The 17,030-nt window shown below is 52.8% G+C and carries 10 protein-coding genes, 1 tRNA gene and 1 pseudogene; 2 read left to right on the forward strand and 10 right to left on the reverse strand.

Going from position 1 to position 17,030, the window contains the following annotated elements; genetic code table 11:
* Nucleotides 1-159 precede the first annotated feature (159 nt).
* From B9T62_RS40935 to B9T62_RS25310, 6 genes and pseudogenes are all read right to left on the reverse strand, one after another.
* Nucleotides 160-364: pseudogene (locus B9T62_RS40935) on the reverse strand (hypothetical protein); the annotation flags it as partial.
* A 271-nt stretch (nucleotides 365-635) separates the two neighbouring features.
* A complete protein-coding gene (ispG, locus tag B9T62_RS25290) occupies nucleotides 636-1,778 on the reverse strand; it encodes a flavodoxin-dependent (E)-4-hydroxy-3-methylbut-2-enyl-diphosphate synthase (protein WP_087917811.1) in 1,143 nt (380 codons plus the stop codon).
* Nucleotides 1,779-1,891: 113 nt separating this feature from the next.
* Nucleotides 1,892-3,145 carry an ATP-dependent protease ATP-binding subunit ClpX gene (clpX, locus tag B9T62_RS25295; RefSeq protein ID WP_087917812.1) on the reverse strand — a complete coding sequence of 418 codons (1,254 nt, stop codon included), beginning with the start codon at nucleotides 3,143-3,145 and terminating at the stop codon, nucleotides 1,892-1,894.
* Nucleotides 3,146-3,157: 12 nt separating this feature from the next.
* Nucleotides 3,158-3,748, reverse strand: coding sequence for an ATP-dependent Clp endopeptidase proteolytic subunit ClpP (gene clpP, locus B9T62_RS25300; RefSeq protein ID WP_087917813.1), 591 nt, complete (start codon nucleotides 3,746-3,748; stop codon nucleotides 3,158-3,160).
* A 483-nt stretch (nucleotides 3,749-4,231) separates the two neighbouring features.
* Entirely contained in the window at nucleotides 4,232-5,581 is a 1,350-nt protein-coding gene (gene tig / locus B9T62_RS25305; protein WP_087917814.1) for a trigger factor, read from the reverse strand.
* 98 nt (nucleotides 5,582-5,679) lie between these two features.
* Nucleotides 5,680-6,648 carry a hypothetical protein gene (locus B9T62_RS25310; protein ID WP_425436604.1) on the reverse strand — a complete coding sequence of 323 codons (969 nt, stop codon included), beginning with the start codon at nucleotides 6,646-6,648 and terminating at the stop codon, nucleotides 5,680-5,682.
* Between the two features lie 189 nt (nucleotides 6,649-6,837).
* On the opposite strand from B9T62_RS25310, the gene B9T62_RS25315 reads away from it, so the two are divergent.
* A tRNA-Arg gene (locus B9T62_RS25315) sits at nucleotides 6,838-6,911 on the forward strand.
* 1,929 nt (nucleotides 6,912-8,840) lie between these two features.
* Here B9T62_RS25315 and pstA read toward each other — a convergent pair.
* The 4 genes from pstA to B9T62_RS25335 all read right to left on the reverse strand — a co-directional run bounded on the left by pstA (nucleotide 8,841) and on the right by B9T62_RS25335 (nucleotide 13,134).
* Nucleotides 8,841-9,722 (reverse strand): phosphate ABC transporter permease PstA, encoded by an 882-nt coding sequence (gene pstA / locus B9T62_RS25320; protein ID WP_087917815.1) that lies wholly within the window; start codon nucleotides 9,720-9,722, stop codon nucleotides 8,841-8,843.
* Nucleotides 9,719-10,678 (reverse strand): phosphate ABC transporter permease subunit PstC, encoded by a 960-nt coding sequence (gene pstC, locus B9T62_RS25325; protein ID WP_087917816.1) that lies wholly within the window; start codon nucleotides 10,676-10,678, stop codon nucleotides 9,719-9,721. The genes pstA and pstC overlap by 4 nt, the downstream gene beginning before the upstream one ends.
* Nucleotides 10,679-10,763: 85 nt before the next feature.
* A complete protein-coding gene (locus tag B9T62_RS25330) occupies nucleotides 10,764-11,621 on the reverse strand; it encodes a phosphate ABC transporter substrate-binding protein (RefSeq protein ID WP_087917817.1) in 858 nt (285 codons plus the stop codon).
* An 85-nt stretch (nucleotides 11,622-11,706) separates the two neighbouring features.
* Nucleotides 11,707-13,134, reverse strand: coding sequence for a stalk domain-containing protein (locus B9T62_RS25335; RefSeq protein WP_087917818.1), 1,428 nt, complete (start codon nucleotides 13,132-13,134; stop codon nucleotides 11,707-11,709).
* A 428-nt stretch (nucleotides 13,135-13,562) separates the two neighbouring features.
* On the opposite strand from B9T62_RS25335, the gene B9T62_RS25345 reads away from it, so the two are divergent.
* Complete coding sequence (locus tag B9T62_RS25345) at nucleotides 13,563-16,895, forward strand: DEAD/DEAH box helicase (protein ID WP_245864056.1); 3,333 nt, start codon at nucleotides 13,563-13,565, stop codon at nucleotides 16,893-16,895.
* Nucleotides 16,896-17,030 lie beyond the last annotated feature (135 nt).

The following is a 17,030-nucleotide window of genomic DNA, read 5'->3' on the forward strand; positions in this document are numbered from 1 at the left end:
TCGGCCTACCTTTTACAGCCTTGGCTACTATTAGGTAGTATAGCCTTTTCGGTAATTAGTAAACGCCGATGCGAGGATTTCTCTGCAAAAACAGTCTTACTCCCAATCATGCAAAATATCATAACCTGCCGAGCAGTGCTCTTGCGGTTTTGGGGCTAATGGCGAAGCTGTGACATCATCATAAGCAAAACAGATGACCTGGTATCCCATTCCACTCAAAAAAGTCTCACGGTTCAGCTCGTTGCAGAATTTCTGCCTATCCATTTCTTTCACAAGCAAAGTCTGCAAAATATGAACGTCCACGCCAATCCAGCACCTCGTATTCGGGATGCAGCTGATCCAAGTCTCCGAGTGGGCAGTGAATTACGGAAGAGAAGTATCCTTGGTTACATCACCACACAAAAACGCCCCATTCCACCCGGATTCCCGGGACGTCATGGGGCGTTCTTCGCCACACCTGACAGCAGATTGCTGAGCGCATATTAGCTCGCACAACTGAAGCTTGTCAGTATATATATTCGTATAATAGAACGTGAACTTAAGAATGTTACATTCGGAGTTGCCAGGAAGCCCTAAGCATCAGGCTTTCTGGCAACTCCACTACTCCATTCTTAAGTTCATCTTAGATAGCTGGATTAAACGTTATCCGGCGTGCCCACCTGCACCGGCGGGGCCAGGTTGGCATGGCTGCGGCCGGGGATCTCGCCGGTCGCCTCGTAGGCGACCACGATGGCGTCGATCTCCTTCTTCAGCTCATTGACCAGTTCCGCTTCAGGCACCTTGCGGATCATCTTGCCGTAGCGGAACAACAGGCCTTCGCCTCGCGCACCGGCAATACCAATGTCTGCCTCACGCGCCTCGCCGGGACCGTTCACGGCACAGCCGAGCACGGAGACCTTGATCGGCACCTTCAGCTTCGAGATGTATTCCTCCACCTCGTTGGCAATGGAGAACAGATCAATGTCCAGCCGTCCGCAGGTCGGGCAGGAGATCAGGGTAGCCGCGTTGGAGATCAGACCGAAGGTCTTCAGCAGCTCGCGGGCTACCTTCACTTCTTCTACCGGATCGGCGCTCAGCGAGATCCGCAGTGTGCTGCCGATGCCCATCGACAGCAGGGCACCGATGCCCGCCGAGCTCTTGACGGTACCGGCGAACAGCGTGCCGGATTCCGTAATGCCCAGATGCAGCGGGTAAGGAATAACCTCAGCAGCCTTACGGTACGCTTCGATCGCCATCGGCACATCAGAGGCCTTCAACGATACGATAATATCGTGGAAATCCAGCTCCTCCAGGATACCGATATGATACAGCGCACTTTCGACCATTGCTTCCGGGGTCGGGTAGCCGTATTTCTCCAGCAGGTGATTCTCCAAAGACCCGGCATTTACGCCGATTCGGATCGGAATCCCTTTCTCCTTACAGGCCTTGACAACAGCCTCTACCTTCTCACGGCGGCCGATATTGCCGGGATTGATCCGCACCTTGTCAATGCCGTTCTCAATAGCCATCAGCGCCAGCTTATAGTTGAAATGAATATCCGCTACAAGCGGGATATGAATCTGTTTCTTGATTTCCTTAATCGCAGCCGCTGCTTCTTCATTGTTGACCGTTACACGGACCAGTTGACAGCCCGCTTCCTCCAGCCGGAGAATTTCAGCGACCGTGGCCTCAACATCAGCGGTTTTGGTTGTGCACATGCTTTGGATCGCAACCTCGTTGTTTCCCCCAATAATGAGCCCGCCTACATTAACCGGTCGGGTCTGGTGTCTCAAGAACATGCTTCTTCTCCCCCATAACGCCAAAGCTCCACCTGCTTCGCCCCACCCGCAGCAATGCGGGACAAGCAAAAAGCAAGGTGGAGACCGAGGCTTGTATTGTTAAGGCAAGCGGCTTACGCGCTTTCCTCTTTTTTGTCCTTCTTCACGCTCAGCTCCGGCAGCGCCTTCTCCTGAACGACCTTCTCTGTAATCACACAATCCTTGATATCATCGCGCGAAGGTACTTCGTACATTACATCAAGCATGATGCTCTCAATAATCGCACGCAGTCCACGGGCACCGGTATTACGTTTGATCGCTTCCTTGGCAATAGCTTCCAGGGCCAGCGGCTCAAACTTAAGTGCTACGTTGTCCATCTCCAGCAGCTTGATATATTGCTTGGTGAGTGCATTCTTAGGTTCGGACAGAATCCGTACCAGCGTGTTCTCATCCAGCGGCTCCAGCGTGGAGATGACCGGCAGACGTCCGACAAACTCGGGAATTAGACCGAACTTCAGCAGATCCTCAGGCAATACCATCGACAGGTATTCGCCTGTCTTCAGTTCCTTCTGGCCATCGGCTCCGGCGTTGAAGCCGATTACTTTTTTGCCGATCCGGCGTTTGATCATCTGTTCCAGGCCGTCAAAAGCTCCGCCCACGATAAACAGAATGTTCGTAGTATCGATCTGGATGAACTCCTGGTGAGGATGCTTGCGTCCGCCTTGCGGTGGAACAGAAGCAACGGTTCCTTCCAGAATCTTCAGCAGCGCCTGCTGTACGCCCTCACCGGAAACGTCGCGGGTAATCGACGGGTTCTCGGATTTGCGGGCTACCTTATCAATTTCATCAATATAGATAATGCCGCGTTCGGCTTTTTCCACATCATAATCTGCCGCCTGGATCAGCTTCAGCAGAATGTTCTCCACGTCCTCACCGACATAACCGGCTTCCGTCAGGGAAGTGGCATCGGCAATCGCAAACGGCACGTTGATAATCTTGGCCATGGTCTGCGCCAGCAGCGTCTTACCGGAACCGGTAGGTCCGAGCAGCAGAATGTTGCTCTTGGTCAGCTCCACGTCTTCAATCTTGCTCTGGCTGTTCACACGTTTATAGTGGTTATAGACCGCTACAGACAGGGATTTCTTGGCTTGGTCCTGGCCAATGACATATTGGTCCAGAATGTTGCGGATCTCCATGGGTTTCGGAATATCCTTCAGGTCCAACTCTTCCTCGGCCCCAAGCTCCTCTTCCACGATCTCCGTGCACAGCTCGATACACTCGTCACATATATAAACACCGGGTCCGGCTACAAGCTTGCGAACCTGTTCCTGCGATTTGCCGCAAAAAGAACATTTCAGCTGTCCTTTTTCATCATTAAATTTAAACATCTTACCACCCCTTTAAGATTTGATCGGTGAAGAAAGAATCTGGTCAATTAACCCGTAATCCTTCGCTTCTTCCGCGCTCATGAAGTTATCGCGGTCTGTGTCCCGTTCGATTTTGCCAAGGGGCTGACCTGTGCGATCTACATATATCTGATTCAGTTTCGCCTTCGTCTTGAGAATCCAATCCGTGTGAATCCAGATGTCAGATGCCTGACCCTGAACGCCACCCAGCGGCTGGTGAATCATAACCTCGCTGTTGGTCAGCGCGAATCTCTTGCCTGGTGCTCCGGCTGTTAGCAGCAAAGATCCCATGCTTGCCGCCATCCCTACACAAATCGTGGATACGTCCGGTTTAATGTATTGCATTGTATCATATATACCCATGCCGGCTGTGACAGAACCACCGGGAGAGTTGAGGTACAAGTGAATATCCTTTTCGGGATCATCCGCCGCCAGGAACAGCAGCTGGGCGATAACCAGATTGGCGACATCATCGTTAATCGCACTGCTCAGGAAGATGATGCGATCCTTCAGTAATCTGGAATAGATATCGTATGAGCGTTCACCGCGACTTGTCGTTTCTACAACCATTGGTACCAGACTCATGCCACCAACCTCTTTTCTCTGTATAGATTAGTCTTTCCGTTTCAAAAATATTTTAACACGTTCAAAGCGTCATGTCATTTTTTCACTGTCATATTAGATGAACATAAGAATAAAGCCGTAGCGTTGAGAGGAAGCCTGGTGCACAGACTTCACGCCAACTCCGCAGGTAAAATTCTTAAGTTCACGTTCTGCGGGCGCCTTCTTCGTTCCTTGGAGTCCGTAAGTGGCAGCAGGTAGCCATGGCCAAGTAGAAACGGCATCGCCGTGCTCTGAAAGAGGCGGCATCCATTTCTGCGAGAAATATAAGGATAATTTATGGCGTGAAACCTATAAATTCTTATATTTCCAAGAAACCGCTCTATGTATCACTATTCTGCGCAGCCGCCGATAAAAATAAGGCACGTAACAAAACTACGTGCCTTATCACAAACTGTATGGAGGCCGCTGTTGCCGGCCGTTCTGTTAAATGTGCGGGTACGCGTACTACTCAGCTTTTGTTTCTTCGGCTTCAGCCGCAGGAGCTTCTTCAACCACTTCAGCCGCTTCAACTTCTACACTGCTGCTAACGAGCAGTTCAATTGTCTTGCGGAGCGAAATCTCTTCATTCAGGCTGCCCAGCGAACCGTTGCTTGCCAGAATGTTGCGGATTTCTTCTGTGCTGCGTTTGTAAGATTCAGCCATGGAAGCAAGCTCTTGTTCTACTTCTTCAGCAGAAACTTCGATCTTCTCTTCCTTCGCGATCACTTCAAGCACCAGGTTGTTGCGGACGCGCTTCTCAGCATCGCCTCTCATCTGATTCTGCAGATCTTCGCGGGTCTGGCCGGAGAAGCTGAGGAACATATCCATGTTCATGCCCTGCTGGCGGAGACGGTTGTCGAAATCACGAACCATAGTCTCCACTTCAGTGTCGATCATGGCCGATGGAATTTCAACTTCTGCATTAGCTGCTGCCTTATCGACAACGGCGTTCTCGCGTGCGCCCTTCAGCTCTTCCTGTTTGCTGGATTCAAGCTGTGCTTTCAGGTCGGCTTTGTATTCTTCCAGCGTTTCGAACTCGCTGACGTCTTTGGCGAACTCATCGTCCAGCTCAGGAAGCTGTTTGCGTTTGATTTCGTGCAGTTTCACTTTGAAGATAGCGGCTTTGCCGGCCAGGTTCTCTGCATGGTAAGTTTCAGGGAAGGTTACTTCAACATCCTTGAAATCTCCGGTTGCCATTCCTACTACCTGCTCTTCGAAGCCAGGGATGAAGGAGTTGCTGCCCAGTTCCAGGGAATGACGTTCTGCTTGTCCGCCTTCGAACTGCACACCGTCTACCGTTCCGTCAAAATCAATCACAGCGATGTCGCCGTTAGCTGCTGCAGATTCTTCAACCACAACCAGCTCAGCGTGACGCTCCTGCAGACGGGCAAGCTCAGCACTCAGCTCTTCTTCAGTAACTTCAGCCTTCACTACTGGAACTTCCAGACCTTTGTACTCACCCAGTTTCACTTCAGGTTTAACCGTGATCTTCGCTTTGAAGACGAAGGGTTGGCCTTTGGCGAATTGCTCGATATCTACTTCAGGACGGTCTACCGGGAAAATTCCTGTTTCTTCAACTGCTTCACCGTAAACATCAGGAAGAAGGATGTCAATAGCGTCCTGATACAGGCTTTCTACACCAAAACGGGATTCAAAGATCGGACGGGGCACTTTGCCTTTACGGAAGCCAGGTACGATTGCTTTCTTAACGACTTTATTAAAAGCTTTGTCGAGTGCTGCGGTTACGCGTTCAGCTTCTACTTCGACTTCAAGAACTCCAAGGTTCTTCTCTATTTTTTCCCAGGTTGCCTTCATATTATACTTTTCCCTCCAAAATATAGGTTCACATGTGTACTAAAAATAATCACGCAATTCACGCACAGAATAACCATTATATTATATACAACATTATATTATTTATCAAGTAGAGAAGTCTTCACGAACCCTTTCAGCGATCGGTAGGCGGCTTCAAATTGAAAGCGCATGCCACCCGTTATCCCGTACATTCCACGCGTCTCTTCTTCAAGTCGGGTACCGTTCAGGCTCTCCGAGACCATCTGGTGCAGCGCCCCTGCCCAGATGTCCAGCAGCGCATATTCCCCATCCAGCAATTCCCGGTATTCCGCCGACCCGTAGATTGACATGATGAACTGCCCCCACAGCTCCTGGGCAAAATAATACAACGTAGGCTCATGCACCTCCGCCTGCTCGGCTACCCGCTCCAGTACCTGGCTCACCTGTACCGGGAATTCCTCACTCTTCAGCGGAACACTTTCGATTTCGATCTCCGCAGGCTGGCTGCCTCGATTCAGCTGCAGTGTTCCCTGCATGCCGCGGCGGCGCAGCGTCTGCAGCGCGCGGAACTGCAGCAGCGGATGTACCTGCGCCTCCTGCAGCCAGGTGGCCAGGGCTTCGTCAATGTCCGCGCCCTCTAGATACGCCAGCTGCTCAAGCGCGAGGATCGTTGCCTCGGACAGCGGCTCAGTCTGGATACGCTGCAGCAGCTTGTACGGATACTGTGCGTCCTCCTCCTGCTTGGACTTGGCCAGAATGCGGGCCATGTCCTCTTCGCGCAGGTCTTCATCTTCGCGCGGCGCGGCCCCTTCCGCATCCCCGTTGCGGGATACATAAGGGAAGGCGGTCTCCAGCCATTCCAGCAGGGACTGCCATTCGTCGTAGTTGCGTTGCTCCTGCCCTTGGCATTGCAGCAGGAAGCGCAGCAGCTCCATCGCCTCCCCGTAACGCTCGCTTTCGAGCATCACGGTCAGCTGAATCTGGTAATAATCCAGTGTCTTCGGGAACAGTACAATATTCTCTTTGGCCGGGGAACTCGAATTCTTGATAGGGGCACCTCCTTCATGCTTACTAGTTATGTAGTTCATGCTCGCCTTCGCAGGCTATCTTCCACTTCATCTGTTTACAGTTTTCCTTAAGTTATTAAAGTTTAAAAGGCTATCCGAAACGAATCAGAACTAAATTATAGCATACCCACTCGGTAACAAAAAAATAGTTTGAATTATCCCATTCTATATGATATGATAATTTTTGCTTGCTTTTGAGTCATTGAATATGTCCCGGTAGCTCAGCCGGATAGAGCATGCGCCTTCTAAGCGCACGGTCGGGGGTTCGAATCCCTCCCGGGACGTCACGAAACAGCCTTCCTTCGGGAAGGCTGTTTGTGCGTCTGGGGGATCAGAACCCCCGTGGTTCGTTGATGCATTCGCTTCGTTAGCTCTACTTCGCAATCTGCCCTTTGGGGCGGTATCCCGTTCCGGGACTTGGTGACAGCCTTCCTTCGGGAAGGCTGTTTGTGCGTCTGGAGGCGAGAACCCCCGTGCTTCGTTGATGCATCTCCTTCGTTAGCTCCACTTCGCAATCCGCCCTTTGGGGCGGTATCCCGTTCCGGGATGGGACGAGAACCCGTACACCAAAGTATCGATACGCTGCTCTCTCGCTCGAACCAAAGTAACAAAAGCCTGCAAAAGTGCAGGCTTTTCGCAGAAATTCTACGGATTAAGAAGAATACCTGCAATTGTGCAGGTATTTCAGACTTATTTTACTCCAAAGACGGTTTAGCCCGGATAAAGATGTACTTTTGCAGGTATTTGAGCATTGGCGGCGCTGGTGGCTACAAAAGATGTATTATCGCAGGTATTTCGCACCTGCCCCCTTACACCCCAGTTTCATCTGCCCTCGTACTTGCGGGTTTATAGTGCTGATGGGGGCGCGGTCGGGGACGAGAACCCGTACACCAAAGTATCGATACGCTGCTCTCTCGCTCGAACCAAAGTAACAAAAACCTGCAAATGTGCAGGCTTTTCGCAGAAATTCTACGGATTAAGAAGAATACCTGCGATTGTGCAGGTATTTCAGACAAATTTTACTCCAAAGATCGCTTTAGCCCGAATAAAGATGTACTTTTGCAGGTATTTGAGCATTGGCGGCGCTGGTGGCTACAAAAGATGTATTATCGCAGGTATTTCGCACCTGCCCCCTTACACCCCAGTTTCATCTGCCCTCGTACTTGCGGGTTTATAGTGCTGATGGGGGCGCGGTCGGGGACGAGAACCCGTACACCAAAGTATCGATACGCTGCCCTCTCGCTCGAACCAAAGTAACAAAAACCTGCAAAAGTGCAGGCTTTTCGCAGAAATTCTACGGATTAAGAAGAATACCTGCGATTGTGCAGGTATTTCAGACTTATTTTACTCCAAAGACGCTTTAGCCCGAATAAAGATGTACTTTTGCAGGTATTTGAGCATTTGTGGCGCTGGTGGCTACAAAAGATGTATTATCGCAGGTATTTCGCACACGCCCCCTTACACCCCAGTTTCATCTGCCCTCGTACTTGCGGGTTTATAGTGCTGATGGGGGCGGGTCTGGGGATGATAACCCGTACACCAAAGTATCGATACGCTGCCCTCTCGCTCGAACCAAAGTAACAAAAACCTGCAAAAGTGCAGGCTTTTCGCAGAAATTCTACGGATTAAGAAGAATACCTGCAATTGTGCAGGTATTTCAGACTTATTTTACTCCAAAGACGGTTTAGCCCGGATAAAGATGTACTTTTGCAGGTATTTGAGCATTGGCGGCGCTGGTGGCTACAAAAGATGTATTATCGCAGGTATTTCGCACACGGCCTACGCGTACACGTAGATTTGAAGTGCTGACGTGTGTGGGTGGGGCGTATGTATGTGTGTGTTGTGTGTGTTATGTGTGTAAGGGTGTTGCGTGTTGCGTGTTGCGTGTTGCGTGTTGCGTGTTGGGTGTTGGGTGATGGGTGATGTGTGATGTGTGTCTTGTGTCTTGTGTCTTGTGTCTTGTGTCTTGTGTCTTGTGTGTCTTGTGTGTGTGTATTGGTAGATGCGTTTATTCGTGCATACGTATATGTGTGCGTGTAGCTAGGCTGCTGAATGAACAGCTTTCAAGAAAGAATGGTCTGCTGCAACGGAAAATGCCTAGCTGCGGCAAGCCATCGCCCGGTTATAGCCTACTGTACAACTCAGGCAGCCTCTCCGAAGGAAGGCTGCCTGAACCAACAGTTAATCACAGCACAGTGAACTCACTTCGCTAGCTAATGCCCGCGCCGCCGGTTGCCCAGCCAGAGCGGGAAACGGAAAGCCGCGTTGATTAGCAGCACCACAAACACCAGCACGGCAGCTGACTTGTCGGCAATCTGGCGCGCGTCCTCCACAATCGCCTCGGACTGGACGTACCATAAATGTACGGCCAGCGTCTCGCCCGGCGAGAACAGGTTGAAATCCCACATTTCGCCCGAAGTGCTGAGTCCAGCGGTAAGTATAATAACCGCCGATTCCCCGAACGCACGTCCGGCCACCAGGCAGATCCCCGTAACAATGGCCGGCATGGCCACCGGAAGCACCACCTTACGGATCACATGGAACTTGGTCATGCCCAGCGCATAACCCGCTTCGCGAATATCGCCCGGAACGGCGCGGATCGACTCCTCGGTAACCCGGGCCAGCATCGGCAGATTAAGCAGCGCCAGACTGACGCCGCCGCCGAGGATTGTCAGCCCGACATCAAAATACTCGGCGAAAATCGCCAGTCCCAGCAATCCGAACACGATGGAAGGCACGGAAGACAAGGATTCCACACAAATCCGCAACGCGCCCGTGAATTTATTGTCCGGCGCATATTCAGCCATGTAAATCCCGGCACCGAGCCCAATCGGAATCGAAATCAGCAGTGAGATAAACAGAATATAGAAGGAATTGAACAATACCGGACCAATTCCGCCACCCGCATCGATCTCCTCAGGCTGCTTGATCAGAAAGTCCGGGCGCAAGGCAGGCAGGCCTTTGCTGAGGATGGTGAACAGCAGCCAGAAGATCAGCAGCATCACCAGCACGCCAAGTGTATAGAAGGCTGCCGTTGCGATGCGGTTGTTCCGCTGCGCGCGTGCCGTATATTTGGTACGTGAGAAGTTGCTCATGCGTTCTTCCCCCTTGTTCTGCCGAGAATGCGGATCACCAGGATCATCACAAAGGAAATCAGCAGCAGCAGGAAAGCCATCATATGCAGGGCATAGTTCCAGGTGGAATCAAACTCCACGTTGGAGATCTGCATTACGATATTGCTTGTGAGCACCGAGGTAGGCGCAAACAGCGATTTCGCCAACTGCGGCGTGTTGCCGATCACCATCACCACGGCCATCGTCTCGCCGACTGCACGCGTCATGCCAAGGATAACAGCCGAGAGGATACCTCTGCTGGACGCAGGCAGCACGACACGCATAATCACCTGCAGCCGGGTTGAGCCGAGCGCGTAGGCGGCATCGCGGTATTTGCGCGGCACGGAGACAATCGCATCGTCGCTGATCCGGCAAATCGTCGGCAGCACCATGATCGCCAGCACCAGCGCAGCGGCCAGCAGCCCGTCGCCCAGACTCTCGCCGCTGATCCGGCGCAGGAACGGCAGCAGCACGGTCAAGCCCAGATAGCCGTATACAATCGAGGGTATGCCTACGAGCAGATCTAGAACCGGGCGGATGAAGGTCTTCATCCAGCGCGGGGCAATTTCGGCGCAGAGCACCGCCATGCCCACCGATACCGGCACCGCAATCAGCAGGGTCAACGCTGTAAGCGAAAGTGTATTTACAATAAAGGCTGCCGCACCGAACGCATCCTCTTCCGGAGTCCAATTGAAGGAGAAGAAGAAATCCGCAGGCGAGATTTGTCCGAAGAGCAGCAGCGCCGTTTTGCCAATGAATAGAATGACCAGCCCCAGCACCAGACAAAGCGCTAGAATGCTGAAGGTAGAATAAATTGTAAACAGATTATTGCTCAGCAGATGTCTGCCATGACGTTTCGGGTCTGCATTGACTGCCGGGCCGTTGCCCTTGCCGTTCAGTGTGGCCGGCTCTTGGACTGGTGTCACCGATGTTCCCATACTTTCCCTCCTGTAAGCGGCCAGCCCGCGTGACTTCCGGGGCTGGCCGCTGTTGCCGTTCCTTGGTACTGTTAGTTGGAGAAGCCTAGTTCATTGCAGAGATTGGAATAAACTTCAGCTTTTTAAGTGAACCTTGCTGGAATTTCTTGCTCTGTACGTACTCGATGAAGGCTTTGGTAGCACCAGTTGGCTGGCCTTTAGTCATGTAATAACCGTATGCCCAAATCTTGTAGGAACCGTTGATTACATTCTCGGTAGTTGCTGCCACACCGTTAAATTTCACAGCCTTCACATCGCCGCTCACATATACCAGATCGATATAACCAATGGCGTTAGGCGTAGTGCCTACAGCTGTTTTCATGTCACCGCTTGATCCGGTTTCCTTGTAGTTCTTCTCTTTCTTGACAATGTCGCCGCCATCCAGAGCCTTAGCCTGGTAGTTAACCCGTGTACCGGAACCAAAAGCGCGGGTAATCACGACGATATCGGCGTCAGCACCGCCAACTTCCTTCCAGTTGCTGATTTTGCCGGAGTAGATTCCCTTCAGCTGCTCGGTGGTCAGATTGTCCACACCCACATTTTTATTGACGATGGTCGCAAAAGGAATTACTGCCACCTTATTGGCGACCTGTCCGTCAAAAGCCTTGAAGCCCGGCACATCCATGCTGGCATCCCAGTCACAGGCGCCGATATCGGCGATGCCTTTTTTGACGGCTTGCGGTCCGGTTACGGAGCCTTTGCCGGAGGCAGCGATCTTGACCTTGGGATTCATCTTCTGGAACTCCTTGGCTGCCTGCAGGGTCAGCGGGAGCAGCGCGGTAGAACCGTTTACTGTAATTTTGCCTTTCAGGGAACCGGCTGCAGCTGCGCCTCCGGCAAAAGCTGCGGATACCGCGATAACCGCGGTAAGCGCTGTGACTGTCATTTTTCTCAATAATTTCATGATAAATATCTCCTCCCGGCTCTATGCCGATAAATGTGGTTGAGGGCTGTTAGCCATCCTGTCGATGATCTGTGATCGCTTGCTGTTACTTCGTAAGCTGAGTAGCCTTGCCGTTCTCAACTGTCCACACAAGGCCGCCGCTGACCACTGCAAGCTTGCTGCCGTCCTGAGATACTGCTGCTTCAGATACATCTTCGGCTGTGCGGAACAGCTCGGTACGTGCGCCATTAGTGATCGAATAGATTATGGTACCGCCATCTGCCGTCAAACCCGAAACGACCAGACCGCCATTAACTCCAGTAGACCAGGTAGCTTCTGCATCCAGAGCAAAGTCCACGATTGTGCCGTCCGCTTGGATCGTCTTCAGTGTGTTGGCGGTGTTGCCTTCCGGGTCAGCGCTCAGGTATACGATGCTGCCATCGGCGAGAATTTCCGGGTACAGCTTGTTGTCCGGTGTGGTGGTCAGCGCAGCCGGCTTCGCATCCTTGGCAGTCAGGTCCAGCTTGAACAGCTGCTCCCCGGCCTTGCTGAAGTCTACCGTGAGAGAATCCTCTGTGCTGTCAGCATCATTCTTGGCCACACCGGTTACATTTACGATATAAACAGCAGCCTTGCCATCAGCGGAAATGCGCAGCTCGGATTTATTCTCTACCTTGTCGGCTAATACGGACTTGACCTCACCCGTCTCTACAGAGATGGAAGCAATCTTCTCCTGCTTGTCACCCTGGATGAACAAGATCTTCGTGCCGTCCTGCGACCACACCAGATCCGTCTTCACGCTGTTGTCTGTTCCCAGTGTGCGGATGACCCCGTTGTTCAGATTCATCAGATTCAAGATCCCGGTTCCGTCGTTAAAAGCGCCCCATTGCCCATCCTTCGATACGGCAAAATCCGCTGCGCTCTCATTGGAGGAGAACACCTCGTAATTGCCCGGCTGCGTGCTGAATCTGAACAGTGTTGCCGCTTCGGCATCACTGCTGTTCGCAATCAGGTAGCCTGCGGCGGTCCATCTCAGCCCATCAAACCCGCCTTCCGGACGCGCAAAGCTCATCAGGCTCTTCTCATCCGCCTGCAGCTCGCCACCAAGCGCCTCTACTACTCTGGTCAGCTCAACATAGGTTTTATTATTGAATGTTACAGGCGCGACAGTGAATTCCTGTGCAGCACCGTCTACCTGATAACTTTTGGAACCAAGTTGGATGTGTACGTTATGTAACCCCTTGCTGTCATTCAGTTCGAAGCTGTTTGCTCCCATGATTAAATTGGCTCCAAGCTCATCCGCAAGCTCGCTCAGCGAATACAGCTTGTAACCGCCGCTGTCGATGGTACTCAGCACCACTGGTGTGCCGTTCACAGTCCATGCACCCGTTCCTGCCTTCACTGCCGGCTGAACGGCAACCTTGACTGCTGCACCATTCCCGCTGTTCACACCGGAAGCGGCTGAAACACTGCCTGCACCCGCTGTTACGAGAAGTGCTGATACCAAGCCAACGCTTAACCATTTACTATTCATCAATTAGATTCACCCTTTTCCTCTAGGTAACTGCTACTGTAATTTTCGTCTACAATTGTGAAATCTGTTACGGAGGAATGTTTTGGTAATATTAACTGACAAGCTTTTTTTCGCGGGCTTAATAAAGTGATTTACATTGCATCTTATAATCTAATTAATTACAATAATGGTAATTTTAACATGCCCAGCACCAAGGTCAGGGAATACCCGGGGCTGGAGCGCTATCGCGCTGAACGTATATGTGCTGACCGGCTTCTCACTCCTGTTTATGCTGCTGAATGTACTGGCCCTGCGCAAGCACCGCCAAATGTAACTTTAAACTTGCTATGGTACTATATACTGGAATGACGAGGAAGAGATTGAGCTGACGATTCAATTCATCATGCATGGAATCGGCGCCCCTCTCCGGGAAAAGGAGCGAAGCTAAAGTGGGCAACAGTGTACCGGAACGCATCATCAGGCTGCTCTGCGGCGACTCCTTCTATAAACAGGGACTGTCGTATTATCAGTCAGGCTGGGTGGAATTGTCCGAAGCGTACGACATAGAGCTAGAGGATAGCTACGGGGAGAATTACATCACTTCCCAATATTCTGCCATCGTTCAGGGCGAAGGGGAGAACTATCAGCTTGAAGCCTATATCCGCAGCGATAATGATGTGGATGCAGAATGTACCTGTCCTGACTTTCAGGCATCCGCATCAGGCCGTTACTGCGAGCACATTGCCGCCATGCTGATTGCTATCCTTAACCAGGAGCAGAAAGAAGGCAGAAAGGGCGCGGGGCGGGTGCCGCAAGGGCCTGCCCCGCATAGCACAAGCTCCGCCAGTCCCAGAGCAGCAGACGGACACAGCAGAGACCAACAGATTGTGAACAGTATGCTGGGGCTGTTCGAGCGCAGCAAGGTTCGTCCCGGCAGCACCGGAAGATTCGTCGATCTGCGTACGCCGCTGCGCCTGGAGATCATCTGCAAGCCATATCAATACAGGCATGGCGGCAGTATGCTGGGCGTCGAGCTTAAGGTGGGACCGGGGCGGATGTATATTGTACAGCAGGCCCGAGTGTTCCTGGAACATGTGCAGCGGGGGGAGCCTTACACCTTCTCCAGGCATTTCAGCTATGATCCTGCCCTGCACAGCTTCGGCAGGGAGGATCATGCTATACTGCTTAAGCTTATAGAGGCCTGGCAGCAGGAGCAGCTATACCGCGATGGGATCAGCTCTTATGCGTCAACCCGTGCGGACCAAGGCGGGGATCGGCTGCTGCCGGTCCCTCCTCTGCTCTGGAACAGCCTTGCGCCGCTGCTTATTGCAGCTCCGAGTGTCTATCTGCAGCAAGGCCATCTGCTGGTGGAGACACTTCAGTTCTCAGACGATATTCCTCCACTGCGCTTCGGGTTCGAGCCGGATGGGGAAGGGTACCGACTGCAGATCGAGGGCTTGGAGCAGCTGACCGTGCTGCAGGATTACGGACTGGTGTTATCCGAAGGCAGACTGCTGAAGGTAGCAGAGGCAGGCTGCAGGCAGCTGGCCGAGATGAATGTCCTGCTCGGCTCCTCCCGCAGAAACGGGATTGGAATCTCGCCGGAGCAAATGGAGCCTTTTATGGACAAGGTCATACCCGGACTGCAGAAGCTCGGTCAAGTACAGATCGCTGACAGTATTGCCAGCCGGATTGTGCAAACCCAGCTGTCTGCCAGGCTCTATCTCGACCGGGTCAAAGACCGCCTGCTCGCCGGGCTGGAGTTTCAATACGGCGACATTATTCTTAATCCACTGGAAGAACAGGCGCGCGGCACTAAGGTGATTCTAATTCGTGATACCGAAGCCGAACGCCGCATTCTTGAGCTGATGGAACAGGGCTCCTTCGCAGCTACAGAGAGCGGTTATATGCTGCATGAGGAAGAAGCGGAATATGATTTCCTCTATCATACCGTGCCTTTGCTGGAAGAACTGCTGGAAATCTACGCAACCTCAGCGGTTAAAGCACGGCTGGTGACCGGAGCGTCAACACCCAAAGCGAGCCTGAGCTGGAATGAGAAGACGGACTGGCTGGACTTCAAATTCGATATGGCGGGTATCCCGGAAACGGAAATTGTCCAGATTCTGCATTCGCTTCAGGATAAACGCAAATATTACCGCTTGCCGAACGGGGCGCTGCTGCCGCTGGAGAGCGCGGAGTTCCAGGAGATTATCAGCTTCATGAATGAGCTGGGTCTCCATCAGGTTGACCTTCAGAGCGCGACCATGTCACTGCCCGTTCTGCACGGCCTGAATCTTAAATCTCCCTATGACAAAAGCGATGCTGTCAAAATCGGCAAATCATTCCGGCAATTGCTGGCCGACATGCAGAACCCGGACCATCTGGATTTCCCGGTGCCGGAGAGTCTGATCCCAGTGCTGCGTGATTACCAGCAGCATGGTTTCCAGTGGCTGAAGACCCTGGCCCACTACCGTTTCGGGGGCATATTGGCCGACGATATGGGCCTTGGCAAAACGCTGCAGAGTATCGCCTTTCTGCTCTCTGAGCTGGACTCCATCCGTGAGAGCGGTCAACCGGCGCTGATTGTCGCTCCCGCCTCGCTGGTCTATAACTGGCTGAATGAGCTTAAGAAGTTCACGCCGCAGCTGCGTGCGGTCATTGCTGACGGGAACCTAACGGAGCGCAGCCGCATCTTGCAGAGTCCTGCCGGAGCAGATGTGATCATCACCTCCTACCCACTGCTGCGCAGAGATGTCAAGCTGTATAAGGGTAGGAGCTTCCATACCCTGATTCTAGACGAGGCGCAGACGATCAAGAACCATGCCACCCAGACCGCACAGGCCGTTCAGGTGCTTCAAGCCCGGCACCGGTTCGCCCTAACCGGAACACCGGTAGAGAATACGCTGGAGGATCTGTGGTCGATCTTCAGCACCGTGCTGCCGGGACTGTTCCCGGGCAAAAAAGCTTTTCATGATCTGCCCCGGGAAACCGTTGCCCAGCGGGCACGCCCTTTTCTGCTGCGCCGTTTGAAGCGTGATGTACTGAAGGAGCTGCCTGACAAGATTGAATCGCTGCAGGCTTCAGAGCTGCTGCCAGAGCAGAAGAAGCTGTATGTCGCCTATCTCGCCCAGCTCCAGAAGGAGGCGCTTAAGCATCTGAACAAGGACAGCTTCTTCGGCCAGAGCAGGATCAAGATTCTAGCCGGACTGACGCGGCTGCGTCAGCTGTGCTGTCACCCTGCTCTGTTCGTGGAAGGGTATACCGGAGGGTCCGCGAAGTTCGAGCAGCTGTTGGAGATTATCGAGGAGTGCCGCAGCTCGGGCAAGCGGATGCTGGTATTCTCGCAGTTCACCGAGATGCTGGGCCTGATCGGGCGGGAGCTTGGAGTGCAGGGGGTGCCATACTTCTACCTGGATGGCCAGACTCCCGCTTCGCAGCGGGTGGAGCTGTGCGACCGGTTCAATCAAGGCAACCGCGACCTGTTCCTGATCTCCTTGAAGGCAGGCGGCACCGGCCTCAACCTGACCGGTGCCGACACCGTTATTCTCTACGACCTGTGGTGGAACCCGGCGGTGGAGCAGCAAGCCGCCGACCGCGCCCACCGGATGGGACAGAAGAACGTGGTCCAAGTCATCCGCCTGGTTGCCCAGGGCACCGTCGAGGACAAGATGTACGAGCTGCAGCAGAAGAAAAAAAATCTGATCGACGAAGTCATCCAGCCCGGACAGGAGGGCTTGTCCACCTTGACGGAGCAGGATATCCGCTCGCTGCTGCTGCTTTGATTGCAGAGCGGCTGGGGATCGGGGGATTTTGACCACTAGATTTCAACTCGGAATGTTACCTGGAGCGTTCGGAGTAAATAGATGCGAAACTGCAACTAATTTCAGTCGTATCGTGCGCTATCGGGTGATTAAGTG

This window comes from Paenibacillus donghaensis (assembly GCF_002192415.1).
Taxonomy (GTDB): Bacteria; Bacillota; Bacilli; order Paenibacillales; family Paenibacillaceae; genus Paenibacillus_AQ; species Paenibacillus_AQ donghaensis.

Excerpts from the sequence above, each read along its gene's own strand:
- ispG (WP_087917811.1), bottom strand. The coding sequence starts at position 1,778 with ATGTTCTTGAGACACCAGACCCGACCGGTTAATGTAGGCGGGCTCATT.
- clpX (WP_087917812.1), bottom strand. The coding sequence starts at position 3,145 with ATGTTTAAATTTAATGATGAAAAAGGACAGCTGAAATGTTCTTTTTGC.
- clpP (WP_087917813.1), bottom strand. The coding sequence starts at position 3,748 with ATGAGTCTGGTACCAATGGTTGTAGAAACGACAAGTCGCGGTGAACGC.
- tig (WP_087917814.1), bottom strand. The coding sequence starts at position 5,581 with ATGAAGGCAACCTGGGAAAAAATAGAGAAGAACCTTGGAGTTCTTGAA.
- B9T62_RS25310 (WP_425436604.1), bottom strand. The coding sequence starts at position 6,648 with ATGAACTACATAACTAGTAAGCATGAAGGAGGTGCCCCTATCAAGAAT.
- pstA (WP_087917815.1), bottom strand. The coding sequence starts at position 9,722 with ATGAGCAACTTCTCACGTACCAAATATACGGCACGCGCGCAGCGGAAC.
- pstC (WP_087917816.1), bottom strand. The coding sequence starts at position 10,678 with ATGGGAACATCGGTGACACCAGTCCAAGAGCCGGCCACACTGAACGGC.
- B9T62_RS25330 (WP_087917817.1), bottom strand. The coding sequence starts at position 11,621 with ATGAAATTATTGAGAAAAATGACAGTCACAGCGCTTACCGCGGTTATC.
- B9T62_RS25335 (WP_087917818.1), bottom strand. The coding sequence starts at position 13,134 with ATGAATAGTAAATGGTTAAGCGTTGGCTTGGTATCAGCACTTCTCGTA.